16 protein-coding genes are annotated in these 25883 nt (G+C 48.0%); 5 read left to right on the top strand and 11 right to left on the bottom strand.

All coding sequences use genetic code 11. The features are described from left to right. Nucleotides 1–8 precede the first annotated feature (8 nt). Both ACEW9O_RS09260 and ACEW9O_RS09255 read right to left on the bottom strand, forming a co-directional pair. Nucleotides 9–710, bottom strand: coding sequence for a LytR/AlgR family response regulator transcription factor (locus tag ACEW9O_RS09260; RefSeq protein WP_373549870.1), 702 nt, complete (start codon nucleotides 708–710; stop codon nucleotides 9–11). Next, entirely contained in the window at nucleotides 707–1747 is a 1041-nt protein-coding gene (locus ACEW9O_RS09255) for a sensor histidine kinase (protein WP_373549869.1), read from the bottom strand. Before ACEW9O_RS09255 ends, ACEW9O_RS09260 begins: the two co-directional genes overlap by 4 nt. 174 nt (nucleotides 1748–1921) lie before the next feature. On the opposite strand from ACEW9O_RS09255, the gene ACEW9O_RS09250 reads away from it, so the two are divergent. The 3 genes from ACEW9O_RS09250 to ACEW9O_RS09240 all read left to right on the top strand — a co-directional run bounded on the left by ACEW9O_RS09250 (nucleotide 1922) and on the right by ACEW9O_RS09240 (nucleotide 5452). Beyond that, the gene (locus ACEW9O_RS09250) at nucleotides 1922–4573 is read left to right on the top strand and encodes an outer membrane beta-barrel protein (RefSeq protein WP_373549868.1); all 2652 of its coding nucleotides are present in this window, start codon (nucleotides 1922–1924) and stop codon (nucleotides 4571–4573) included. Between the two features lie 109 nt (nucleotides 4574–4682). Next, nucleotides 4683–4850, top strand: coding sequence for a hypothetical protein (locus ACEW9O_RS09245; protein WP_373549867.1), 168 nt, complete (start codon nucleotides 4683–4685; stop codon nucleotides 4848–4850). A gap of 44 nt (nucleotides 4851–4894) precedes the next feature. After that, nucleotides 4895–5452, top strand: a complete 558-nt coding sequence (locus tag ACEW9O_RS09240; protein WP_373549866.1) for a Uma2 family endonuclease — start codon at nucleotides 4895–4897, stop codon at nucleotides 5450–5452. Between the two features lie 2 nt (nucleotides 5453–5454). Here the strand turns inward: ACEW9O_RS09240 and ACEW9O_RS09235 are convergent, their stop codons facing one another. The 6 genes from ACEW9O_RS09235 to ACEW9O_RS09210 all read right to left on the bottom strand — a co-directional run bounded on the left by ACEW9O_RS09235 (nucleotide 5455) and on the right by ACEW9O_RS09210 (nucleotide 15223). After that, nucleotides 5455–6144: an outer membrane beta-barrel protein gene (locus tag ACEW9O_RS09235; protein WP_373549865.1), complete on the bottom strand. Its 690-nt coding sequence runs from the start codon at nucleotides 6142–6144 to the stop codon at nucleotides 5455–5457. A 25-nt stretch (nucleotides 6145–6169) separates the two neighbouring features. Beyond that, the gene (locus ACEW9O_RS09230; protein WP_373549864.1) at nucleotides 6170–6790 is read right to left on the bottom strand and encodes a hypothetical protein; all 621 of its coding nucleotides are present in this window, start codon (nucleotides 6788–6790) and stop codon (nucleotides 6170–6172) included. A gap of 129 nt (nucleotides 6791–6919) precedes the next feature. Next, complete coding sequence (locus tag ACEW9O_RS09225) at nucleotides 6920–8722, bottom strand: hypothetical protein (RefSeq protein WP_373549863.1); 1803 nt, start codon at nucleotides 8720–8722, stop codon at nucleotides 6920–6922. A 213-nt stretch (nucleotides 8723–8935) separates the two neighbouring features. Continuing rightward, the gene (locus ACEW9O_RS09220; RefSeq protein ID WP_373549862.1) at nucleotides 8936–10012 is read right to left on the bottom strand and encodes an alkene reductase; all 1077 of its coding nucleotides are present in this window, start codon (nucleotides 10010–10012) and stop codon (nucleotides 8936–8938) included. 132 nt (nucleotides 10013–10144) lie between these two features. Then, a complete protein-coding gene (locus ACEW9O_RS09215) occupies nucleotides 10145–13918 on the bottom strand; it encodes a ThuA domain-containing protein (RefSeq protein WP_373549861.1) in 3774 nt (1257 codons plus the stop codon). Between the two features lie 444 nt (nucleotides 13919–14362). Beyond that, nucleotides 14363–15223 carry an FKBP-type peptidyl-prolyl cis-trans isomerase gene (locus ACEW9O_RS09210; RefSeq protein ID WP_373549860.1) on the bottom strand — a complete coding sequence of 287 codons (861 nt, stop codon included), beginning with the start codon at nucleotides 15221–15223 and terminating at the stop codon, nucleotides 14363–14365. A gap of 132 nt (nucleotides 15224–15355) precedes the next feature. On the opposite strand from ACEW9O_RS09210, the gene ACEW9O_RS09205 reads away from it, so the two are divergent. Together ACEW9O_RS09205 and ACEW9O_RS09200 are read left to right on the top strand one after the other, a co-directional pair. Beyond that, nucleotides 15356–16447 carry a DUF3298 domain-containing protein gene (locus tag ACEW9O_RS09205; protein ID WP_373549859.1) on the top strand — a complete coding sequence of 364 codons (1092 nt, stop codon included), beginning with the start codon at nucleotides 15356–15358 and terminating at the stop codon, nucleotides 16445–16447. A gap of 12 nt (nucleotides 16448–16459) precedes the next feature. Then, on the top strand, nucleotides 16460–17284 hold the full coding sequence (locus ACEW9O_RS09200) for a caspase domain-containing protein (protein ID WP_373549858.1): 825 nt from the start codon (nucleotides 16460–16462) through the stop codon (nucleotides 17282–17284). A 179-nt stretch (nucleotides 17285–17463) separates the two neighbouring features. Here ACEW9O_RS09200 and ACEW9O_RS09195 read toward each other — a convergent pair whose 3' ends face one another. From ACEW9O_RS09195 to ACEW9O_RS09185, 3 genes are all read right to left on the bottom strand, one after another. Next, a complete protein-coding gene (locus tag ACEW9O_RS09195; RefSeq protein WP_373549857.1) occupies nucleotides 17464–18957 on the bottom strand; it encodes a RagB/SusD family nutrient uptake outer membrane protein in 1494 nt (497 codons plus the stop codon). A gap of 139 nt (nucleotides 18958–19096) precedes the next feature. Then, a complete protein-coding gene (locus ACEW9O_RS09190) occupies nucleotides 19097–22063 on the bottom strand; it encodes a SusC/RagA family TonB-linked outer membrane protein (protein WP_373549856.1) in 2967 nt (988 codons plus the stop codon). Nucleotides 22064–22209: 146 nt separating this feature from the next. Continuing rightward, nucleotides 22210–25857, bottom strand: coding sequence for a T9SS type A sorting domain-containing protein (locus ACEW9O_RS09185; RefSeq protein WP_373549855.1), 3648 nt, complete (start codon nucleotides 25855–25857; stop codon nucleotides 22210–22212). Nucleotides 25858–25883: the final 26 nt, after the last annotated feature.

Genomic DNA, 25883 nt, shown 5'->3' with positions numbered 1-25883 from the left:
GCGAGGTTTCACTCCAATTCCCCCAAATACGTCTCCCCAACCGCCAGCCAAGTTCCGCCCACTTTGACCCGCGATTTTTGCACCACTTCGAGCTTCTCCACATTCACCACTACCGAGCGATGAATCCTTCTAAAACCCTGCCCATGCAGCCGCTCCGCCAAATTTTTCAAACGCTCCAAAGTCAAAATTGGCCTGGGCTGTGATTCCAAATAAATCTTCACATAATCCCCCATACTCTCCAGGTACAACACGTCTTTGAGCAAAATTTTAACCTTTTGGTACTCCGAAAACACAAAAATGTGATCCTCCAGAGGAGTAGGAGAGGAGGCGCTAGCGGCCTCAGCTTTACGTCGCAATTCCAAGAGATCAGCCGCTTTCTGTAAGGCTTTTTTGAACCGTTCTGGCGCAACGGGTTTGACCAGATAATCCACCACATCTAGGTTGAAACCCTCGTGGGCGAATTCCTTGTATGCGGTCACAAAGATGATCATGGGCCGTTCATCTGGCAGCGCTTGCACAAATTGCAGCCCACTGATGTCGGGCATGTTGATGTCGGTCAAAAGTAGGTCGACCGTGTTGTTTTGTAGATATTCGCCCGCTGCGGCCGCGTCGGTGAAAGTGGTGAGCAGTTTCCACTCCGGTACATCCCGGGCGTATTTTTCAATGAGTACCAGCGCCAGGGGTTCGTCGTCGAGGGCGATGAAGGTCATGGCGCGAGGTTTAGTTCCAGTTTAACTACGTGGGTTTGGTCGTCGTTTTCGATCTGCAAATGATAGCGATTTGGATAAGAATGTTCCAGTCGCTGCTGGGTGTTGGCCAGTCCGATTCCAGAAGGATTGCCGCTGTACGCTAATTTGGGGGGCAAAACAGGGTTTTTGACCTCCAGCGTCAGGTTTTTACCTTGCAAGTGCAGCACCACCTGTAATTCACATTCTTGCTTGGTAGTCAAGCCATGTTTGAACGCATTTTCAATAAAAGGAATCAAAATCATGGGTTCAATTTCGATTTCAGGCGGCACAGCACCAGGCAGATCCACCTGCAAATGAGCATTTGGTGGCAGTCGCAGGCGTTGTAATGCGATGTAGTTTTTAATGAATTCAATATCCAGGGCGAGTGGGACTTTGGGTTTGGCGCATTCGTGTAAAATGTAGTTGACCATTTCCGAAAGCTTCAGCAAGCCGTCCGGGGTCTTTTCTGGTTCAGTTAGCGAAAGGACGTAGAGATTATTGAGGGTATTGACCAAAAAATGCGGATTGATTTGGGATTTTAGCAGAGCAATTTCCGCTTCCAGGCGGCGGCGATTGGCTTCTTCCTCACTTTTTTTCTTCTTTTCAAAGGCCGACAGCCCGCCTACGGAAGCTGCTGCGCCAAAAAGCATCAAACCCAGAAAAATCGGAGGAATGATCAGATACTTCATGGACAATCTCGGTTGTTGCCCTTTTTTTTGGGCTTCAGCAGAGATTTTTGCGGGGATGCCGAAATTGAGGTCAATAACTACCGAATAGGTTACGTTGCCCGCCAGTACAAGCAGCACCGCAAGGGTAAAGAGCATCTTTTTTCCTGCAAAAAAAATAGGCAATATCAGGCGGTGGAACACATTAAAAAGCAAGACAAAGCCAAAAACCCTTAAGGTGTTCAACAAGTAAAAACCTGGCAACTTGTCCTCATTATTGCCAGTGAAAGAAAAGACTGCCCAAATCGTGATCCACACGGCAGCCTGAATGATGATGGCGTAGGATGTTTTCATATCTGGGACAAAGGTCGAGAAAAAAACGAGGTGAAAAAATAGGCTACCCGGCGGTTCACCGATACATTCTTCCTGCTCATCGAGACTCCCTTTTTAGTAGCAATGAAAGTAGCATTTTTGTAGCGGATTTAAAAATAAACCGACACGGCAATGCCGACACAAAATTTCAGCATCATGCACAAATTAATCACCCTCACTGTTCTCTTTTTAGCGCTGATCACCCGACTCAGTGCACAATTGCCCGCTGGTGGCCCGCCCACTGCTGGCAAAGGTTTCGATCCTTCCAAAATGAACATTGCCCGCGTTTACGGTAAAGTAGTAGACGAAGCTGGCAAAGGCGTCGGTTATGCTACCGTACAAGTATTGGGCAAAACATTTAACCCGGCTACTCGTGCGCTCAAGGATACCATGTGGGCTGGCCAATTGACTGAAGAAAACGGCGATTTCAACATTGAAAAACTGCCCATGGTTGGTGACTTCGAATTGGTCATCAATTTTCTAGGCTTCGCCGAAACCAAACAAAGTTTCAACTTCGGTATGTCTGCCCCTAAAGCGCCCGCTGCTGGAGCCCCTACTGGCATGCCCGGAGGGGGAGCTCCTGGTGGTGGATTCCCAGGTATGGGTGCCGCTGGTGCCAGCGAAAAAGACCTGGGCAACATCAAACTAAAAACGGAAGCCAAAACCTTGAGCGAAGTCACCATCACCGATAAAGCTTCGGTGGCTACCCTGGCGCTCGATCGCAAGGCCTACCGCATCGATAAAGACTTGACTACTGCGGGTGGAACGGCGCAAGACGCGCTCAAAAACGTACCTTCCCTTTCCGTTGATTTGGATGGAAATGTGAGTTTGCGCAACGGCTCGCCCCAAATTTTTGTGGATGGCCGCCCCACAACGCTCGCTTTGAACCAAATCGCTGCCGACGCGATTGAAAGTGTAGAGGTGATCACCAACCCTTCCTCCAAATTCGACGCAGGTGGTGGTACCGCCGGGATTGTGAACATTGTTTTGAAAAAAGAAAAACGCTTGGGCTACAACGGCAGCGTGCGTGCCGGAACCGACACCCGGGGTGGGGTCAACTTTGGTGGCGACATCAATGCCCGGGGCAGTAAAGTGAACGTTTTTGGTTCCCTCATGGCCATGCGCAACCGGGGCAAAATTGAAGGAGAAACGCTGCGCGAGAACTTTTTTGGCGAGCCTGCCTCGAATCTGACCCAAGTTTCTGAAGGCCAGATGAAAGGCATATTCGCCAATGGTCGGGCCGGAGTAGACCTCTTGCTGGACAACCGCAATACCCTGACTTTTAGTGGCAGTTATGTGCGTGGGAAATTCAGTCCCAATGACGCCATCACCAATACCACCGACTTTTTGTACCCCGGCAATACCGTAACCAGCGAGTATGTACGCAGCTCGGAGCAAGACCGCAGCTTCCGCAACTTTGGGGTGACCACCCAGTTCAAACACCTCTTCCCCAAAAAAGGCGCAGAATGGACGGCGGATTTCAACTTCAACCAGGTGCGTTTTGAAGGTGGCAGTGCTTATCTGACCCAATACGATTCGGGCTTTAGCAGCCGGGAAATGCAGGAAAGCCTGGGGCAGGGTAGCTTCATGACCATCCAAACCGACTTTGTAAACCCGCTCAAAAAAGACTTCAAACTCGAAGGTGGCCTGAAAGCCGTGATGCGCAACAACCGCAACGACAACATGAACTCGGTGTTTGATGTGGACCTCAATGCTTGGCGGGCAGTTCCACAGTTGTCCGACCACTTCAAGTTCGACGATGACGTGTATGCTGGCTATTTGCAACTCGGCAAGCAGAGCAAAAACTGGGGCTTCCAGGTGGGTCTGCGCGCCGAGAGCAGCCTTTACCGGGGTGCTTTGACCGACCGCGATTCTTCGTTCAGCATTGCCTACCCGATCAGTTTGTTTCCCAGTGCGTTTGTGACGCGGAAGTTGAATGATCAGGATCAAATTCAGTTGGCGTATACCCGCCGGGTCAATCGCCCGAATTTTTTCCAGACGATGCCTTTTACTGACTTCTCCGATTCACTCAACCTGCGTCGGGGTAGCCCAACTTTGCTTCCAGAGTTTACCAACTCCCTGGAATTGTCGTACCAGAACATCTTTGCCAAAAACCACAACTTGCTCATCTCGGTGTACTACAAGCAGGCCAGCAATTTGATTGCTTCCTACCAGTTCACCGAGTTCAATGCAGTTTTGAATAAAGAGGTAGTGATCACCAGTTTTGCCAACAGCAACAGTGCTTCGGCTACCGGGGCAGAATTTACCCTAAAAAACAGCTTCTTTGGCTGGCTGGATCTGACGACCAACCTGAATATTTTCCAGGCTTCGGTGGATGCCAGCAATGTGGAAACTGGCTTGAAGGTGAACCGCACCAGTGGCTTTTTGAAGGAAATTGTGCAAATCAAATTGCCGAAAGGTTTTGCGCTGCAATTCAACGGGGAATACCGCTCGCGGGCTTCCTTTACTCCAGCGACAAACACTGATCCTTTCCAGGGTGGTGGTCCGCCTTCTCAAAACACGGCGCAGGGCTACACCAAAAATTACTGGTTCCTGGATGCTTCCATCCGCAAGGATATCTTGAAAAATCAAGGGACTTTGACCCTGAGTGCTTCGGACATCTTTGGAACCCGCAAGTTTGGTTCCTATACCTTGACCGATTTCTTTTCGCAAGAAACGTCTCGCATCATGAACCCGCAGTTGCTTCGCCTGAATTTTTCCTACCGTTTTGGAAAAATGGACATGTCCTTGTTCAACCGGAAGAACAACCGGACGAACATGCAGGGTGGAGATATGATGCAGAATTAATTGTGTGTTGTTAAATGATTAGACTTGAGGAGAGTTGATTATCTGGTGATTGGGAGATTTTTTTGCTTTTTAGAGTGACTCGGAACTCTTAACTCAAAACCATTAGGCAATGAATCAATGGCCTGATAATCAACTCACCTCAAATCTAGTCTATTTCATATCGTATCGTTACCAGGTCAATCCGCTCAATTTGCCCTGGTCAAAACCTTACAAAACTGCCTTGCAATTGCTCACCCCATTCCCCATTTTTGTGCTGATAAACAAATGTACCACTTGACTCCAAGCCTCAAAAAATTGTATCTTGTTCCAAAATCATTCAATATGTCTGTTCAGATACAGCGGCGATTGTTCACCGTAAGCGAGTACAACAAGATGGCTGAAGCAGGAATACTGCCTGAGCGTGGGGTGGAGTTGATCAACGGAGAAATCATCAACATGAGCCCAATTGGAATAAGACATAACGCCATGGTGAGCAAATTGACTCACTTTTTAGTAGAACAGGTAGGCCAAAATGCACTGGTATTCCCCCAATGCGCTTTCATGGCGAGTGAATTTACTCAACCTGAACCAGACCTTGCTTTGGCCAAGTTTAGATCAGACTACTATGTCAATGCGATGCTTCGTAGTCCAGATTTATTCCTCCTGATCGAAGTGTCTGATACCACGTTTAACTACGACAACAAGGTGAAACGAAACCTTTATGCTGCCGTAGGGGTATCCGAATATTGGGTCGTCGATTTGAACAAACAAAAAGTCCATACCTATTGGGATAGCCAGGAAGGCAGCTACCAAAACAGCAAGGTGTATAAAAAAGGTGAAACCTTGTACGCACAGCAGCTGGATTTAACCTTGGAAACGGATTGGCTTTGGACCTGGTAAACTTATTTGAAAAAGTAATTCAAGCCAATACCCAATACCCCGCTTGTAGAAAACCCTCCCGAAAGAGTAGATGCGTAATTTTGATCAGATTTGGGTTGAAACCGCAAATAAAAGCCTCCAAAGGTTCCGCTTAAGCCAAAACGAGGGCTCAAGAAATAAATCAGCCCTGGGCTAAAGTTGAGTGCAACATCGTTTTGTTTCCATTCACTAACTTGTTCGTTTTGCCCGGGAATTTGTTGTGAATTATTGCCAGATCGAAAGCTAGCCGCAAAGTTTCCATCTAAGACCAAGTACAACCTTTCTTTTAAAGAAACAAAACGATTGAGCCCCAATGACAAACCAAAGTTGTTGTACGTGTTTTTAGTGTCAGCTTCTTGTCGGGTGTACAAAGCTTGCCCATCTGGTCTGATTTCAGCCTGGGTGTAAATCTCATTGTAACCTGTATTTTTACTCTGCCCTATACTGAGTCCCAGGGTTAGCGCTAGGTGGTCCTTAAGCAAATACCCGCCACGGAAATATACACCAAAGTCGTTGCTGCTGTTGGTCTTGTCTGAATCATTTACACGGGAGTTGTAGTTGTTTACCGAAAAACTGCCATTGATAAAAGTCTGCCCTTGATTGAGTTGAGCCGTCAACGAAACAGGGAGAATTACGATTAAAAATAAAAGCAGATTGATATGGTAGGTTTTCATATCGGGTTACTGTTTGTTGGGTGATTTATTCTTGAGAAGAATGGGGGAAATAGTAGCGCAAACCAACTACGGGCGTAGATTGAATGCGGAACTGGTTAAAGCTGGTTTTTGAATCCTGGACGCTGCTGCGAGAACGGTTGGATACATAGGTAAATCCACCAAACCCCGCTTCCAACGCGAAACGTGGGCTGAAAAAGTAACCAATGGACGGAGTCGCTTGAACTTCCCACTGTGTGGATCGAACCGTTTGGCGCCCAAGGTTAAATTGTGTCTCGGCTTGTAAGTGCAGAATGGCATAAAAGCCGGATTTAAGATCAAAATACCTTCGGACAAAAGGCCCGACACCAAGTCGATAATAGGGTCGATTTTGGGTTGAAGCTTGAATGTTAAAAGGAGCACTCACACCAATGCTCCACTTTTTGGAGAGCATCAACCCTATCTCGGGCTGAATGGTGCTTGAAAAACTTTTTCCGCCCTCGTAAAAGTTGTTTTCAAAGGAGAACTGCCCCCCCAGGTGAAATTGTCCACGCTGCACTTGTGCCACCAACTGTGTGGACAAGCAAAAATAAATAAGCAAAAGGGAGCCAATGCGCCAGGGCGGAGCTTTGTATCCATCTCTTCGGTACAGTGTTGATAAGGGAATCATAGGTCTGAGCTTGAAAGGTGTAAAGCAAAATTACTTTCCTTCAAGACGAACTTAGCAATACAATTGCGGCCTAGGAAAATGCTAATAATTTGTTAAAAAACCATCACCTCCTGTTTATCCTGCTTTGACTCAATCAAACGAATAAGTTTCCTTAATTCCCGCCACTGCCACTTCCGCCTTTGCCAATTCCGCATCGAAACATGGCCGGTTTACGACCGCACACTCGGGCAGATTTTGGTAATAAGCGATTGCGTCTGACAAATTGCCAATAAAGGATCGGAAGTAGTTTCTAACTTTTCTATCCTCTAGTTCAGCGTATTTACTGATCAATTGTTCCTTTAGGTAGTTGATGTACAATTTCATTTCTGCCATAAACATATGGGGGCGGCTTGGATTGTTGACCAAATCAACTCGACCATAGATGTGGTCCACCATGGTTTTTAAGGACACCACTGCCGAAAAATTTACGATGTTGGGGCCGGGGCAGATGTTCACCGCCTGGTATTTTTCCAGAAACGTAACCCCGTGCGCTAGTGCAGCCGAATTGCTCAGTCCGATGCACAAACATTCTTTTTCCAGGACTACTGTTTGTTGCTTCTCGAATTCAGCTTCGGGCAACTCCATGGTTTTTAACTGCTTCAGTTTTAAATTCTGGTATTTGCGCGATGCCGTACAAATGGGTTCTTTGGTGAATTCAGTATTAAACCTCAACAATTTTTCGGGACAAGGGCTTCCTGGTTTGCCATTGACGATCCGGGTTTGTTTCTCGATGTCGGCCGTGGTTCCCCGCAAATAATGAAACCGCACGCCCAAGGGGGAACTATTGCTCAAAACCAAATCTTGCTCCTTGGCCTTGATCAGCAAGTTGAGCGTGTGTTCATCCACGGTTGTTGCTTCAGGAACCAACAAAAATGGAGTTCCCCAACCCGTGCTGGCCACGTCGTAATAGGTGCGTAAAAAAGTATCTTCACGAAAGGTGCCTATTCCGCCCTGCACCGTAATGTCTACTGCAGGACTTTGACTGAGTTCCCTGCCCAGTTTTTGATTGATGGCGGTTTTGTAAAGCTCAAAGATGCCATCGGTCAGTTCTTGCCGTTTTGATTTGAATTCTTCCAGGATTGGCCCCAGTAAAAAACCATCGCTGGCAAAAGCATGCCCTCCGCAGTTCAGTCCCGATTCAATTCTGAATTCACTCACCCAAATCCCTTTTTTGGCCAAAAACTTGCCTTGAATCAAAGCTGAGCGGTAATCACTCACTTTGATCACTATTTTTTTGCGGAACTGCAAGTTCTCATCTGGATCAAAAGCATCAACCTGTTCCAGGTAGGTGTATAGCCGGGGATTCATCCCTGCCGAAAAAACAATCGAAGAATCATCAAGATCGCTTTCGATGTAGCCACGCAAGGCGGTCACTGCATCTGATCCATTGGGGATGATGTTTCCTTGTTTGTCCCACTTGTCGCCATCAACCTTGGTCATGATATTGACCAGAATACTTCCTGCTACCAATTGGGTTCTCAGGTAGTTCTGGATCGCCAGACGCTCCTCCTCATCGGTGCATTGCAGCATGTCCAGATAGCTTTTTTTTAAGGAGCTATCGTCAGGAAGCATTTCAAAGTATTGCACTATTTCATTGCCTTCCACAAATGCTTCTGTTCGCATTTTTTGCATTTGTTCGGCAACAATGGTGTTCATCAGGTTCAAATAAGCCGTAATTCTTTTAGCGCGGTAGTCTGGAGCTTTGTCGGCAATGGGCTCATAATGCCTACCGGTGTCGCGACAATAATACATGCGCATCGTTTCAGTCAGGTGATCTTCCATGATTGAAACTACGGATGAAATGCCAAATCGAGCTACCTTGATCGGGGAGTCAATCGTATAAGAAAGTCCCATTACCGGGATGTGGAAAGTATGCGCTGTTCTTTGATTCATTATGCGTTTTTTAGCTGCAATCTGGCTATTCAAGAGTGTAGGGTAACATGATAATAACTAGGGAGAGTAAGAAGAAAGGGCAATGATACAATTTTAAAAAAAATTAATTGTCAAAGTTAAGTTTTTAACTGATGCCTGAAATGACTTTTTACAGCTAGTAAGGCGAAAATTGATCCACTACAAAAAAGCATAGTAGTGGGGCAAAATGAGCACTTATTTTTTTATCGCCCCATAGTCGGTATACCCCCGTTCATCTCCGCCATAAAATGTGCTCCGATCTGGCACTGCCAGCTCGACTTCATTGGCGAAACGCGACACCAAATCCGGATTGGCAATGAACAATTGCCCAAAGGCAATCAAATCGGCTTGTCCAGATTCAATCAGAAAATTCCCTCTGGTCTGGTTGATGCCGCCATTGGTGATCAAAGTCCCACGGTACAAAGGCCGAAAATGTCCGGATACATCGTAGATGAAGTATGGGTTGGGATGCTCCTTGACAAAAGCTTCCATCACCGACAAGTAAGCGAGATTGAGTGCATTCAATTTTTCAACCAAATAGCCGTAGAGCGCGGGTGGGTTGGAATCCAACACACTATTGTACACATTGCTGGGGGCGATGCGAATGCCTACCCGTTGGGAGTCCCATACGCTGCAGAGTGCATCCAATACTTCCAGCACAAAACGGGTACGGTTTTCGACACTGCCACCGTATTCATCGGGGCGTTGATTGGCGGCATCGCTGAGGAATTGATTGGGCAGGTACCCAAAGGCGGCGTGGAGCTCAACCCCGTCAAAACCCGCCAGTTTAGCGTGTACCGCAGCTTGGCGGTATTCTTCAATGATGGTGCGAATTTCCGCAATGCTCAACTCACGAGGGGTAACATATTCCTTCAACCCAGCGGCGGTAAAAGCTTTGCCGTCTGCCTTGATGGGCGAGGGTGCCACGGGTTGTTCGCCGCCAATGTTGTCGGGGTGGGCTACCCGGCCAGCGTGCCAGAGTTGCAGGAAAATTTTGCCGCCACGTTCGTGTACGGCTGCGGTTACTTGTTTCCAGCCTTCGGCTTGTTCTGGTGAAAAAATCCCAGGGGTAAAGGGACCGCCGATGCCATAGTTGTTGATGTTAGTGGACTCGGCTACAATCAATCCCGCACTGGCTCTTTGGCTGTAATACAATACATTCAAAGCGTTGGGGACGGTATCGGGAGTGCGGCTGCGCGTCATCGGCGCCATCACTACGCGGTTTTTTAATTCGAGGTTCCCTAAGGTGTAGGGAGTCAATAGAGGTTGCATAAATTGTAAGAATAAATTGCTTTCCGCAAAAAGAACAAACAAAAATCGAAAAAGATCAAGCCCCCCAAAAAACAAAGGCTGGCCCATCGAAAATGAGCCAGCCCGTATCATTAAGTGTTAGCACAATTTTCTTTACGGCACCATCTTCTGCCCTTCAAAACTTGAACCCATTGCACCAAGTTTGATGGAAATCACTTTCCCTTGGCCATCGCGTACAAATTCAAAAGTAGCCTGGCCACCAGCGTCAAACTTATCAGGGGCGGCCAGTGGGGTCAATTCCCCGCCTTGTGTTCCTGCCATAACCATTAGTTTACCCTCTTTTACACTGATTTCGATGCTCTCAAAAGGTAAACCCGTCATTTTGTATTTTCCGGCGTATTGCTCGAATTTCCCAGCGGCTGGTGCTGCTGGTGCGGCACCGCTACTGGCCCCAGTACTTGGCGTTACATCCGCATTGTACATCAAGCCCGTGATCACAAATAGCCCTCGACCAGCTTCTGCTTGATCGTTTTTGGCCACGTAATAAATGTCGTGTACGCCCGTAGTTGGTTTGATGACAACCAGTGTGGGTGGCGGAGGGGCAAAACCAGCGCTTGGAGCACTCTGTTCAATTTTGTTCGAACTACCGATTAATGTTCCGGTAGGACTATCCAAACGGATTTCCACAATGCCTCCTGCAGCATTCATTTGGGCAGGCGCCGAAAGGCGGAACCCAATTTCTGCTACCCCCGTCAGGTCAATTTGTTTGTAACCAATGTAGCTACCGCTACCACTTGCAATGGCCAAATGATTGCCGCCGAATTTCATCTTGTTGATGTCCTTCAGGTAGTCGATTTCAGCCATGTCCACGTTCGAGTTGCGGAGTACGTAGGTTTGCTCGGAGCTCAGGGCTGGGATACCTTTTACACCACGGTCTTTGTAGGCTGCGCGGAGCAGGTATACGCCGATGCCTTTGTCGCCACGGGAAGGAACAGTCGTATTGAAAGTACCTTCTGCTGGCAAAGTCAATTCTACTGCAGAAGCATCTTCATGACGCATGATGTAGCGCACGATCACTTCCGCATCGTCTTTGCTCAGGGCAGGGTGCGCGGCCATGGCCGTTTGTCCCCACACACCGCTGCTGCCATTGATGACCCGACCAGCCAGAGTGGCAACAGCATCAGCCTGACCACGGTAACGCAGGGCAATATCGCGGAAGCTTGGCCCGATCGACTTGTCAGCCGATTTGTGGCAACCCTTGCAGTCGGTTCCGTCAATGAGTTTGGTAGCCCGGGCAAAACGGGTGGATTGATCCGCGCTGCGGTGCCCCTGGGCAATGGCGATCTTGTCATAACCTTCGGGTAGGTAATCGATGTTGACTGCTACCTCTGCTGGATCAATTTTGCCATTGGCAATAGTGCCGTCTTCTTTATCGGTTACAGCTACTTTGTAGGCAATGTCTTTATTGGGGAAAAAGAAGGTCTTGTTCCCTTTGGTCAAAGTGAAATCGAGTTTTGGTGGCTCGTTGCCCACGATCAGCTCCAAGGAGCGGGTAGCACTTTCACCTTTACCGTCTTTTACCGTCAAAGTTGCGTTGTACACCCCGGCTGTGCTCAGGGTCAGTTTAGGATTGGGAACGGTAAAGGTCAAAGGTTTGGCCGCACCTGTTTTGGGTGCAATCACCCATTCGTAGGTCAGCGGGTCGCTGTCGTAATCCTTGGTACCTGCCGAAGACAATTGCACGCTGAGTGGTCTTGCTCCGGCAGGTTTGTCAGCAGCTACTTCGATCACTGGTTTGCGGTTGCCTCCATTGTATTCGATGCGGATCAGGCGAGCGTCGTCGTTGCCCTGAAACCAGCCACTGCCGTATTCCAGCATGTACAAGTCGCCATCGGAGTTGAACTCCATGTCGATCGGGTTGCTAAACTTGTGGCTGGGCATAAAGCGCTCCATCGACACAAAGTTGCCTTCGGCATCCATGGTCACGGCCATGATCCAGCCGCGCATCCACTCGTATTCCAGGAATTTGCCGTCGTAATAATCGGGGAAAGCCCGCTTGGCAGTTTTGAAATCATCCTTATAGTATACCGGCCCTGCCATGGCGTTGCGGCCACCTGTACCTACCAGTGGGAAGTCTTTGGACTCAGCGTATGGATACCACACAAATGCTTTTTGAGCAGGAGGCAAGGTATTCAATCCGGTATTGTTCGGCGAATTGTTGATCGGTGCATTGACGTCGTACACAGCACCCGATTTTTTGGCCTCAAAATCGTAGTAGGTATAAGGCTTGTTGTCTCCGATAAAATAAGGCCAACCGAAGTTGCCCGCTTTGCGCGCCTGACCTACTTCGTCAAAACCTTGTGGCCCACGACTGGGCATCGGGTTGTTGCCATCCGGGCCTACATCACCCCAATACACATATCCGGTTTTTTGGTCAACGGAAATGCGGTAAGGGTTGCGGTGGCCCATGGTGTAAATTTCCGGGCGGGTTTTGGCGGTTCCTGGAGGGAACAAGTTGCCTTCAGGAATGGTATAAGTGCCATCGGGCTGAGGCTTGATGCGGATGATTTTGCCACGGAGGTCGTTGGTGTTACCCGAAGATTTCTGGGCATCCCAAGGTGCACGTCCGGGACGTTCATCGATCGGGTTCATGCCATCAGATCCGTGAGGATTGGTATTGTCGCCCGTAGACAAGAACAGGTTGCCCTTGGCGTCAAAGGCGATCGAGCCGCCCGTGTGGCAGCATTGGTCACGCTGAACCGGGATTTCAAGCAGTACTTTTTTGGAGTCTAAAACCAGTTCTTCACCGCGCAATTCATAGCGGGTGAGGATGTTTTTGGCATCAGTTCCAGGGGGAGAATAGTACAAATAGATCCAGTTGTTTTGGGCAAAGTTGGGGTCTTTGGCCATGCCTAGGAGCCCATCTTCAGCTTCCGCCTGATTGCCTTTGGCATCTGGAAGGTATTTGGTACTCACCGGAATGGTCGCAATCGTTTTGGATTTGCCAACTTTTGGGTCGAAGATTTTCACTGCACCCCGGCGTTGGATGTACAGCACGCGATTGTTGTCGAGCATGGTCAATTCAACCGGTTCTTCCAGTTTGTCTTCCAAAACCACTTTGGTGAAGCGGTTTTCTTCCGGCATCGCTTTGCTGCGTGCTTTGGAATAATCCAGTGGTTTGTTGCCAATGGCGTATTTTAAACCCGCAGCGAGGTGGCGCAGGAAAAGGTCTTCCGAAAAACTCTCGTTGGTATGGCCCATCGCGGTGTAAAAAGCACGACCACCATCGTAATCGTGGTACCAGCTCATGGGGTGTTTCGGCACACCCATTTTGGCACCGAAGTACGATTTTTCATCAATGCTCACCAATACTTTTACATTCGGATTGATGTCGCGGAAATCGTAAAATTCATCGGTACGCTCCCATGGATCGGGCAGGAAGTTGGTACTTGGATGCGTTTTGTCCTCGATGTGGAAAATCCCCTTTTGTACGTTGCTCGGCGTGCTGGGATGGCTGGTGAAGTAACCTCCGGCCAGTTTGCCATACCAGGGCCAGTCGTATTCGGTATCGGTAGCGGAGTGGATGCCCACATAGCCGCCACCCGCCTGGATGAACCGTTCAAAGGCGTTTTGTTGCAGAGCGTTGAGTACGTCACCAGTGGTGCAGAGGAACACCACCGCAGCGTAGCGCTTCAGGTTGGTTTCGTTGAATTTGCTGGCGTCTTCGGTGGTATCCACCGCAAAACCCTGGGCTTGGCCCATTGTAATCAAGGCTGGTTTGCCCGGATCGATGGAAGTATGACGGAAAACCGTCGTTTTGCTAAACACCAGAATCCGTGGTGTTTGCGCCTGAATGAATCCTCCAAACAGCAATAGTGTAAGCAATACAGTGGTCCGTTGCAGGAGGGACTGAAAAATTGGGTGCATGATGTAGATTTTAAAATGTAGAACCCTTTGTGTAAAAGTTACACAATGATAGGAAAGAAGGAGGATTTTTACAAATTTCTGACAGTAGGAATTCGACGGATTGGGGAAATAAATGGATGCTTGGATTGATTTTGAATGCTGATAATGGGTAGATTGAGACTCTTGAAGGAGTATTTAAATCACTTCAGCTGTAACAACTTTTATAAAAAATAGCTTGAATTTATTTGGAAAGCAATAAAGAAGGATGTCGCAAAAAATAAAATTTCGCCACCTTACAACCTTGAAGATGGCGAAATTTTAAGCCCTTGTGGGCGATAAAAAATAAGTGTTTATTTTGCCAAAGGATCAGATAAGTAAACGGTTCATTTTAAGTGTCTTATCTGATCCTTTGGCTCAAGAAAAATGAACATTTATTTTTGCCCCACTACTTATGGTGCTTCTATTTTAAAAACTCACCAACTCAATATCAAAAAGGATCACCGTATTTCCAGGCACCCCACCAGCGCTACCATTGGCGCCATAACCCAACCTGGACGGGAAAAGAAAAGTCCCCTTGCCCCCTTTTTTCAACAGTGGCACGCCAATTTTCCAACCTTCGATTAGGTTACTCAACGGAAACTGGGCCACTGCGTCCGTTTTGGTCTCATCAAATACCTTTTTGTCGGTAAAATAGCCTTTGTACTTGACGGTCACCACGGAACTTGAGATTGGGTTGTCTCCAGTGCCCGGCTCATTGATGATGTAGTACATGCCCGAAGAGTGCTTCTCGGCAATCAAGTTATTGTCGGCAATGTACTTGCGGATGATTTCGTCATCGTTTTCAGCTTGCGTGCCGAAGCCCACCAACTCCACGTCGAAGATAACGATCGCGTTGGAAGGAATACCCTGCGGTGGATTGGAGCCGTAGGCCAAATCCGAAGGGATGATAAAGGTCGCTTTACCTCCCTTTTTCATTTTGGCAATACCTACCTGAAAGCCCGGAATGAGGCCCCGTAAGGAAGCCGTAATCGGTTTGCCTGCTTCAGATTTGTCAAACTCGGTGCCATCAATCAGGTAGCCCCGGTAATTGAAGGTTACCAAATCCGTGGAGTCGAAACGAATGGATTTGCCCGTTCCTTCCAGGGTATTGATGTAGTACATCCCGGAAGGATCTTTTTGAGCGGTGAGGCCCTTATCGCTCAGGTACTTTTCAATAATGGCCTGTTGCTCTTCAAATCTTTCTTCTTCTTTAGAGGCCAAGTTGAAACATGCATTGAGCATGATCAAACTCAAGAGCAACATAAAGCTTGTGATTCTTTGTCTCATTGTGCATTGTTTTAGTTGAAAAACCTACTTAAAGGCTTTTTGTATTCAACTGCTGAACATTTTAAGCCGAAAAATAAGGCAATTATTCCTTTATTTTGGTCGCATAACTGTTAAACACCTAAATAGGCATTTATGAAAAAACTGTTTTTTGCTTTGTTTGTAGCTTCAATAGCTTTTGCCTGTACCCCAAAGGGAGACAATTCTACAGAACAAATGCCTGATTCCAAGGACTTTGCTTATTTGCATTTTGTAGGAACCATTGGTGATGAACCGATTCGGATGAACTTGCTTCAAGACCTTGATTTCGACGACAATCCCTGGTACAATGGGTATTACCACTACGAAAACACACAAGAGCCCATCGGCTTTTATTCATCCACCGATTCCACCGGGCAGGGGCAACTGATTTTGACGGAACATTCCGTTGGCGACGAACCCTTTGGGAGCTTCAAGGGCAAACTCGAAAAAGGCGTTTACAGCGGAGAATACACCAGTTCCAGTGGAAAAAAATCCCCTTTTAAACTCAGTCTTAATTTCCCGGAAGGAACCCAGCAATTCGCCGCAAAGCGCCTCGAAAAAACTGAAGCAGCCGATAAAGACCGCAAAGATTCACCCAAAGGCCACTTTGGCTATGAGTATTTTATCCCTAGTGAAAACTGGTTAAAAGACGCACTTTTACAAGAAATGGTTGGTGATTCTCTGGCACAGGTGTACAAAACTCCTCAAAAAGCATTTGATGCTGAACAGCAACAGTTTTTTAAAGATTACCACGAAGAAATCGCTGGAATGTTGGAAGAAGGAGAGGATGACCTGTACCTGAATTACGATGCGGATAAAACGATGGAAGTCCTTTTTAATCAGGATAATCTACTCAGTATCGCGGTAATGGACTACAGCTACGCGGGGGGAGCCCATGGCAATTACGGCTCCGCCTGTGCAAGTTTTGATTTGGTCAAAAAGAAAAAAATCAGTTTGGAAGACGTATTTAAACCTGGCTATGAAACGGTACTCACCAAAGCCCTGACCGAAAGCGCCAAGAAAAAATTCAACACTCAAGACTTGAGTGAAATACTTTTTGTAGACAAAGTTGAACCCAATGGCAATTTTTTCCTCACGGGAAAAGGCATCTGCTTTAACTATGTGCCTTATGAAATTGGGTCTTATGCTGCGGGAGAGTTAAAGATTTTTGTGCCGTTTACGGAACTGAAAGGAATAATAAAATAAATAACAATAATTATGGCAAAAAAGCACGCACTCCTTATTGGATTGAATGAAGTTAAGGCTCAGCATTATGGGGGCTGGTATGGCACCTTGCGGTATGCGGAAGCTGGGGTAAAAAAAGTAAATGGGGAAATTATCGCTCTGCGCGGATTCAACACTCCCCATATTTTGCTTCAAGCTCAGGCTACCCGCCTCAATGTGCAGAATAAACTAAATTCGCTTGCAAATGCTGCCTTTCCCGGAGATTTAGTGGTGGTGTATTATGCTGGACATGGCAAACAAGAGCAGGATAAAGAAAGATTGGAAGTTGATAAATTGGATGAAGCCTGGTGCTTATACGATGGCTTGTTCCTCGACGATGAATTGTGGACGGCCTGGTGCCAATTTAGAAGAGGAGTTCGAATCTTGCTTGTCTCTGATTCTTGCAATAGTGGCACCATTGGTAGAGAAGACGAATCTGCCTCCCTGGAAAATAGTCAGGTAGAATTGTTCTCAATGGAAAAAAAGATGCAAACTTATATCAACAATCAGTCCTTCTATGATCAATTGATGAAAAATACCCGGGGTGCGCGGACGAAGCCAATGGAGGCCTCTTTGATTACCCTTACTGCATGTAAAAGCAACCAAAAAGCACTAGAGAATAAAGATTTGCAACATAGCGAATTTTCTTATGCATTGTTGAAAAACTGGAATAAGGGTAAATTTGTAGGCGATTACAGGGCGTTTTATCAGGCTATTCTAAAGGATGTCAGGACTCGCAACCCCAATCAGACGCCACAAATCATTCAATATGGCATACCAGACCCACAGTTCTTAGACTCAGTACCTTTTTCTGCATAAACAAAAGGCCTGGCTCCTCTAAGTAGTGGGGCAAAAATAAATGTTCATTTTTTTTGAGCCAAAGGATTAGATAAGACACTTTAAATGAACCGTTTTCTTATCTAATCCTTTGGCAAAATGAACATTTATTTTTTTATCGCCCCTAAGGGAGTCAGGCCTTTTACCTTGAATCGTAGGAATCAGTATCCTTGATTCTGCGCAATATTTCCCCCCGCCAGGTCAATCTCCGTTTGCGGAATCGGGAACAATTCGTGCTTTCCTTTGACAAAGTTTTTGCCCACGGCTTTCATTCTCGCTTCAACTTGCCCAGTTCGTACCAGGTCAAACCAACGTTGTTGCTCCATGGCCAGTTCCACCCGGCGTTCTTGCCAGATTTTTTGGCGCAGGGCATCCTTGTCTGTGATGGTAACATCGGGCAGGATATTTCTGCGGGTGCCGCGAGCCCGGATGCGCACCGCATTGAGTTGGATCAGGGCTTCTTGGGGTTTACCGTTTTCATTCAGGGCCTCAGCAGCAATGAGCAAAACATCGGAATAACGCAATATGCGGATATTGCTTGGCCCGTTGTCTTGCAGCAGGGCGTGTGCCGGAGTCCAGGCTTTTTGGTTGTAGCGCTCGTTTTCTATTTGCGGGTTGTCCTCTACCAGTGCTGAACCATCAGGCAATGCTTCGCCTACCAAAAGAGCGGTGGCATCGCGGCGCGGATCCCCAAATTCAAAAGCTTTCATCAGGTCATCCGAAGGCAAATTGAAGCCCCAACCCAAATTGGGTGTGCCCCGTACCCCCTGCACCATGTTCCAAGCCGTTGCACCCGCGTAGGATGCTTCCAGCGCGGTAGCTTGTACTTCAAAAACCGACTCGCTGGAGTTTTCACCTTCGGGCAGGAAAATTTTGGGGTAATCCGCCAGCAGTTTGTACTCATTGGAATTGATGACTTCCAGTGCATATTTTTCTGCATTCGGATAATCTTTAGTGGTCAAATACACTTTAGCCAACAAGCCACGGGCGGCACCCTTGGTCACCCGCCCCAAATCTTCGGGGGCATAGGCTGATTTTTCCGGCAAACTGGCAATGGCTTCGGTCAGGTCAGAGGCAATCAACTTGTAGATTTCTGCACTTGCTGCCCGGGTTTGGGTATAAAACTCATCCTGAGTCAAGGGCCGCGTGATCAGTGGCAAGTCACCAAACCAGCGCACCAGATTGAAATAAAAATGGGCGCGGAGAAATTTGGCTTCACCAATCAATCTTTTGCGCAGGGTCTCATCCATCGCTGGCACCTTGGGAATCCCATCAATGGCCACATTGGCGCGGAAAATACCCTGATAATGCCCGCGCCAGGAAGCGCGAATGTCTTCAGGGAAACCGGGGTCCCAACTGAAATCATCAAATGCAGTGAGGCGCTGTGCATCGGCAGGGAAGCTCCCTTTGACCGCATCGTCGGTAACGATATCCGTCATGGCCAACCACGGCAATGAAGTCAGGTTCCAATCCCGCAAGGAATTGTACGTAGCATTGACCGACCAAGTAGCGTGTTGAGCAGTCTGGAAGTAATTGTTGGCGTTGATCACGCCTTGTGGTTTTACCTCCAAAAAGTCTCCATTTTGACAAGCGGGCGCCAGCAGTAAAACCAGCAGGGCACTTGTCGTTATCCGAAATAAATACTGTTTGCGCATGAGCTTTGAGTTGAAGGGTTGAGGAGGTTGAGGAAGGTTGAGGGAGGTTTAGGCTGCCGCGAGCGATTTTGACAATTTCCATGTCTAAGTCGCTTGCGGAGCCTAAACCTTCCTCAACCACCCTCAACCTTCTCAACTTTTAAAAAGAAACATTGATTCCAGCCAACCAGGTACGCGACAATGGATACACTCCACCATCGATTCCTACTTGTAATACGTTCTCACTGGATATTTCGGGTGTAAAACCAGAGTATTTTGTTTGGGTAAATAGGTTATTCCCACTTACGTACACCCGCAAGCTGTTCAACTTGATGCGTTCCAGCAAGCTTTTGGGCAGGTTGTAACCCAAAACGGCACTGCGCAAACGGAAAAAAGAACCATCTTCCAGGAAGCGATCAGATACCTGATAGTTATAACCACCATTGGTGATGCGTGGTTCAAAATTGGAAGTGCCAGGCCCCGTCCAGCGCTCCAGGAAGGAGGCTTCGTAGTTGGGAATCCCAAAACCACGGGCAGATCGTTTGTTGTTGTAGATTTTGTTGCCACTCACCCCATTGAAATCTACGGAGAAATCAAATCCATAAGCGTCAACCCCAAAATTGAAACCATAAATCAGTTTGGGAATGGGGCTACCCAGGTAGGTACGGTCTTGTGAATCTACGATGCCATCGCCATTGGTGTCTTCAAAACGCAGGTCGCCGGGTGCCACTGCTTCACGCGCTGGGTTTGCGGCAATTTCTTCGGCATTTTGGTACACGCCAACTACTTTATAGCCATAAAAAGAACCGATCGCCTGGCCTACAATGGTGCGGGTCGCGGTGGCAAAAAGTGCTTCGTTTCCGGTACCCAGCGAAAGTACTTCGTTTTTCAGGGTAGAAGCCAGGGCGCCAAAGCGGTAGTTGATTTTCCCAACCGAACTGCGGTAATTCAGGGTGACATCAAAACCAGAGTTGCGCACATCCGCCGCGTTGACAAAGGGGTTAGAGGCCGAACCGACGTAGTCAGGGATGGGCACAGGAACCAGAATCTTATTGGTATTGCGCTGGTAGTATTCCACTTCCAGCGTCAGGCGATTGTTCAAAAAGCCCAATTCGGCACCCAGGTCGGTGCTGTTGGTTTCTTCCCATTGCAAAAATGGGTTGGCCAGGGAGATGAGTGAGGCCCCAAAATTCAGGCTTTCTGCACCCCCAAATACGGCGCTCAGGTTATTGGTAACGGTTGGAATGGCGGCGTCGGAAGGGAATTTATCATTGCCCAAACGCCCCCAACTGGCCCGCAACTTCAAGTTGTCGATTATTTTTTGACCTTTCATAAACGGCTCTTCAGTCACCCGCCAGGCTACTGCAAAAGCGGGGAAATTGCCGTAACGGCGCTCGGAACCAAACTTAGAAGAGCCATCACGACGGAAAGTAGCCGTAAAAAGGTAACGTTCTTTCAGGTTGTAATTGGCCCGGAATAGTACCGATTGGTAGCGCTCGGGGTTGTTGCCAATGTTGTAGTTGGTGGCGGTTTCCACGTCGCCTGCATCAAGGTAAAAGAACTCTTCGGTGTCGCCAATCAAACGTTGACGAGAGCCGCCGATGCGTTCCCCACTGCGCGCTTGTTGGGTGTAACCCGCCAGAATGCTAAAGCGGTGAATGCCAATTTCGCGCGAGTAATTCAGGGTGTTTTCCCATTGCAGGTCGTTGAAGCGCGAAAACTCAGCGTTGATGCGACTTTGTGGGTTGCGTTGTCTGTCGTCCACTTCAAACTGGGGCTCGTAACCTTTGCCCCGGTTGTTGATGCTATTGAACCCAAAGCTGCTACGCGCAGTCAGGTTTTTGATGGGGTAAATTTCAATGAAAGCATTGCCGTTGAGCTGCTGGCCATAACCGCGGTTATAGCTGTTGTACTCCAATTGTGCAGCTGGGTTACTCACGTTGGAGTTGGTGGAGGTACTGCCGTATTTACCCGCTTCGTTGATGGCCACCACGGTGGGGTCGGCAGCGTAAGCGTTGAACACGATGCCACCAGGCTCGCGGTTGTTGGCACTGGAGATAAAGGCCAGGTTGTGCCCCAGTTTTACCCCTTTGATGAGGTTGTATTCGTTGTTGACCCGCAAGGAGTAGCGGTTGAAATACGAGCTGCGGATGATCCCGTTCTGGAGGAAGGCATCGCCGCTGATGCTGTAAGTCATGGCTTCGGAGCCACCTCGAATGCTCAGGTTGTAATTTTGGATGGAGGCATCACGGAAGATGACGTCCTGCCAATCGGTGCCTGCCCCAAAAGATTCAGGATTGGGGTAAGGTCCTGCTCCGCCAGCATTGCGGTAAAATTCATTCACCAAACTGGCGTATTCGGATCCAGTGGCCAGATCAAGTCTTTTGCCTACCTGTTGAATCCCGTTGTAAGCGCTGAAGTTGAACTGGGCTTTTTGGCCACGAACTCCCTTCTTGGTCGTGATGAGCACCACACCATTGGAGCCACGGGTACCGTAGATAGCGGCAGCGGAAGCATCTTTGAGGACTTCCATACTTTCGATGTCGCTGGGGTTGAGAAAGTCGATGTTGTCGAGGATGAGTCCATCGACCACGTAGATGGGATTGGCGTTGTTCAAAGTTCCGGTGCCGCGAATACGGATGACGGGTCCTTCGCCGGGCCGACCGGAAGCCGAAGTGACGTTGACCCCGGCAATTTTGCCTTGCAGGGCCTGGGTTACGTTGGAAGCCGCTACTTTTTGTAATTCGCTGGATTTGATGGAACCTACCGAGCCGGTCAGGTCACTTTTGCGCTGGGTACCATAACCCACTACGACCACCTCGTTGATCATCAGGGTGGCTTCACCCATGATTACATCAACACTCGTGCGGCCTTTGACCGAGATTTCTTGGGTTTGAAAACCAGTATAGGTGAAAATCAGAATGGCTTGGCCATCGGGAACTTCCAGGCTGTAGTTGCCATCAATGTCGGTGACCCCGCCAAGGGTCGTGTTTTTAACCTGAATATTGACGCCGATCAGCGCCTCTTCTTTTTCATCCGTTACCTTCCCGGTAATGGTAACCTGGGCTTGCAGCTGCGAAAAAAAACCAGTCGCACCCAATAGGAGCAGAGTGTATAAAGATCGCATGTCGGTCTTATTTGGGGTTGAGTGAGGTTGAGGAAAGTTTAGAAAGGTTGAGGAAGGTTGAGGCTGCCATAAGCGTCATTGTCAACGTCGCTCGCGGTAGCCTCAACCTTCTTCAACCTTCTCAACCTCCCTCAACCTTTCTCAACTTATTGCTTAATAAACTTCGTCTTGGCCTTCATCAAGCCATTCTTATCGTAAGCAGCCAGAATGTACATGCCACGTTCGAGTTCGGCAGTATTCAGGTTGACGTAGTTTTGACCACTGGAACGAATAGAGTAAACCTTTTGTCCCAAAGCGTTGAACACGTCATAGCCGTACAAATCTTTACCATTTTCGATGATCAACTCGGCGCTTACCGGGTTAGGATAAACTTTGAGGTTGCTCAAAGCAAGATCACGTACACCAACGGTACCAGAACAAGACTTGTCACCAATCGCGAGGTCATCGAAATAGTAACGTTTTTCGGTAGTAGGTACGGCACCGAAATCCATGATCATGGCGAGGGTGGAGTACAGAGCTCCGTCTGGAATGTTCAGCGTAGTGAAATCCCAGGTCAGTTCCTGCCATTCGTTTGGCGTAGTGTACTTAACTTTGGTATCACCAGTATTGGGGGCACCATTGCTGCTGCGCTCCAACTTGAAGACTACATCAGCTTCGTGATCCATCAACACTTTCATGGTGATCTTCTTATTGGTCCCCATGGAAATTTGTGCAGGAATTGCATCATTGAAATACCCGGCGAAAACTTCTCCCCCTGGCCGCTCAATGAATTCGGCTACCTTGTTGCTGGTATTGATGCCACTCTTCTTTGGATTGTCCACGATGATGTTTACCTTTTGTCCATCAAGGGTGCCGTTGGCAAAATACTGCCAGCCACCCAGGTTGTCCAATGCGGTTTCGAAGTTGGAAACACAAGAAGTGTAAGGTGCTCTGCGCAGTTCGACGTCATCGATGTAGTACACGTCATCCGCAGTTGGCAATTGGCCTGCGTTGAAGAAAATGACCAGTTTGGTATTGCCTTTGCCTGCGGCAGCGCTGAAGTCGATGGAGTATTGTACCCACTTGCGCGTATTGGCAGCAGTTACTTCCGAGAATACTTCAGGTGCTTGACCGGTACCCCCTTCGAGTTTGAACAAAAGTGGAACAGCTTTAGGCGACCAGATTTTGACTTGCAATTGGTTCAATACAGAAAGGTCAATGGCTTGTGGGAATTCGTAAACGATGGCAGACCATTCGTCCCGAGGATCGGTGTACTCACCTACTTTGTCACTAGCCGAAGAGTTGATGCCACTTGGATCAGGATTGTTTACTATTTTTAAGACATCACCAGTCGGAGAAATTTTGGCAAAATTGCGCTGGCACTCAAAGTCATCAACTTGACCTGCCACGGCTACTACGCCTTCACAAAGGTTGACCGTAGAAACAGTTTGCGTCAGGTTGTCGTAATACCAGGTAGCGGTAGAAGTCAAATCTGGGTCAAATACCACTTCAACCTGTTCAAAATCAGTAACGTTTTTGAAGTTGCTGAAATTGAAATTCAAATCAACCCACTTGCCAGTAGCATCAATAGGACGGTTGATTTCCTTAGTCCCTTGTGAAGCAGACACCAAACGCAGCGTCAGGCTCTTTGCACCAGCTGGTGCCCATACCTGCAAGTTAACTTGTGGTAAGGCTTCCAGAGTGAAACCTTGGGGCAACAATGCTTTCAAACCGCCCAACTTGGAGCTTCCTTTGGTGTAAGAACCAACGAAAGAGGAAGGGTTACCCACTTTATCCGGGTTGGGAATATCGCCATTGTACTTGCCGAAAACTGCCTCAGCACCCAAGGACTCCCAACCTAATAAGGAGCCATCTTCAAAATCTTCCAGTGCGCTGCTCTTTTCAGGAGCTACGAGGCTGATGTCATCTATGTAGTAAATGTCATTTGCACCTGGCAATTTTCCAGCATTGAAGAAGATGGCAATTTTGGTGTGGTTGGCATTTTCTTGGTTGCTAAAATCGGCAGTATATTCTACCCACCTGTTCAATTGGGTTACGGGAATGGATTTTTCTTCTGCGCCAGAAGTACCTCCTTCCAGTTTCAGCAAGAGGTTGCCTGCAACTGGTGCCCATACTTTCAGTTTCAACTGATTGCGGTCTTTGAGCGGGATGCTGCCCCCCCAATCGATCACCAGTGCATGGAATTCACCGCCTACATCTTTGTAACGACCTACTTTGGCGCTCAGGTTGGCCCCAAATTTGTCTGGGTTGTCTACCGCAGTGATGTCATCAAAGCCAGGTTGGCCGTAAGCCGCATTACGCTGACACTCAAAATCGTCCAACACATCTGGATTTTTGTCTACCCCGGCACAATCACCCGCGGGTACCGCGATCAGGTTGTCGAACAAGTAAGTGTCCGAACTTGCGTCGACCCCGGGGTCAAAGAACAGGATGATTTTATTAAAGGTTTTGACCCCCGCAGATTTGCTAAAGTTGAAGGTATATTCTACCCATTGGTCTTTGACTGCAATGTTTTTCACTTCTTCTTCTGCAACTCCAGGTCCTTCCAATTTGAGCAAGAAAGAGCTGGCTACGGCTGCTTTTACCTGAATTTTAAACACGTTGTAAAGGGACAAATCCAGGGGCTGTGCCAATTCAGTCAGGAAAAGGCTGTAACCAGCACCTGCTTTTTTGGTATAAGCACCCACCTGGGTACTGCCGTTGAGCATCAGGGTGTCGCCACCAGGAGGATTGGGCACTACTACGAATGATCCATCGGCAGCATTCCAGTTCAATTTGGCACCCCCTTCAAAGTCTTCATAAACAAAAGAAGTGGGAGCAGGATCCAAAGAGATGTCGTCTATGTAGTAAACGTCGTCAGCCCCGGGCAATACCCCTGCGTTGAAGAAAATTGCCAATTTGGTGTGATTCGCGTCTGCCTGGTCGCTGGCGTTGGCGGTGTATTCTACCCATTTGTTCAATTCGGTGACGTCAAGGAAGATTTCTTTTTGAGGGGAAGTACCAGCTTCAAATTTGACGAGTATTTTGCCCGCTTTGGGGGCCCACATCTTAAATCGGACAACGTTCCGATCCTTGAGCGGCATTGCACCACCCCAGTCCAGCACCATCGCGTGGAATTCACCGCCGGTATCTTTGTAACGGCCCACCTTGTCACTGGTGTTGATGCCTGTTTTATCAGGATTATCAACTGAGCTGATGTCTGCAAAACCTGGGCTGCCGTAAGAGATGTTGCGTGCGCACTCGAAGTTGTCCAGAATGAAGGCGCTAGGTGCTGCTCCACTACAAGCTGGCCCTACCGTCAGGTTGTCAAACAGGTAAGTGTCAGAACTGGCATCCACACCTGGATCAAAAAACAGGATGATTTTTTTCAGGTTGGGTGTAGCTGCCGCCTTGCTAAAATCGAAGCTGTACTCAATCCATTCGCCGCTTACGGCAATGTTTTTGTTGCCTTCGATGGCACCGTTGGCACCTTCCAGTTTCAGGATGAACGCCGAAGCTACGGCAGCTTTGACCTGAATTTTGAATTGATTGTTGGTGCTGAGGTCCAGTGCGGTAGCCAACTCAGCGAGGAGCAGGCTATATCCAGCCCCAGCTTTTTTGGTATAAGAACCAACCTTAGCGCTGCTGTTGAGGCCCAAAGTATTGCCTCCAGCGGGGTTGTCTACCACCGAGAACTGACCATCGAGGGCGTTCCAGGGCAACTTGGCGGCGCCCTCGAAGTCTTCGAGTACTACTTGAGTCATACCCAGCAAGGGTAGCAAAAGCATTGTGAAAAAGAGCAGATGTTTTTTCATGTTGTTGAATTTTGGGTTCATGTGTT

The organism is Haliscomenobacter sp., assembly GCF_041740695.1.
Lineage (GTDB): Bacteria > Bacteroidota > Bacteroidia > Chitinophagales > Saprospiraceae > Haliscomenobacter.
Note: the sequence above shows the minus strand (reverse complement) of the source record. Positions and strands in the feature narration are given on the sequence as shown.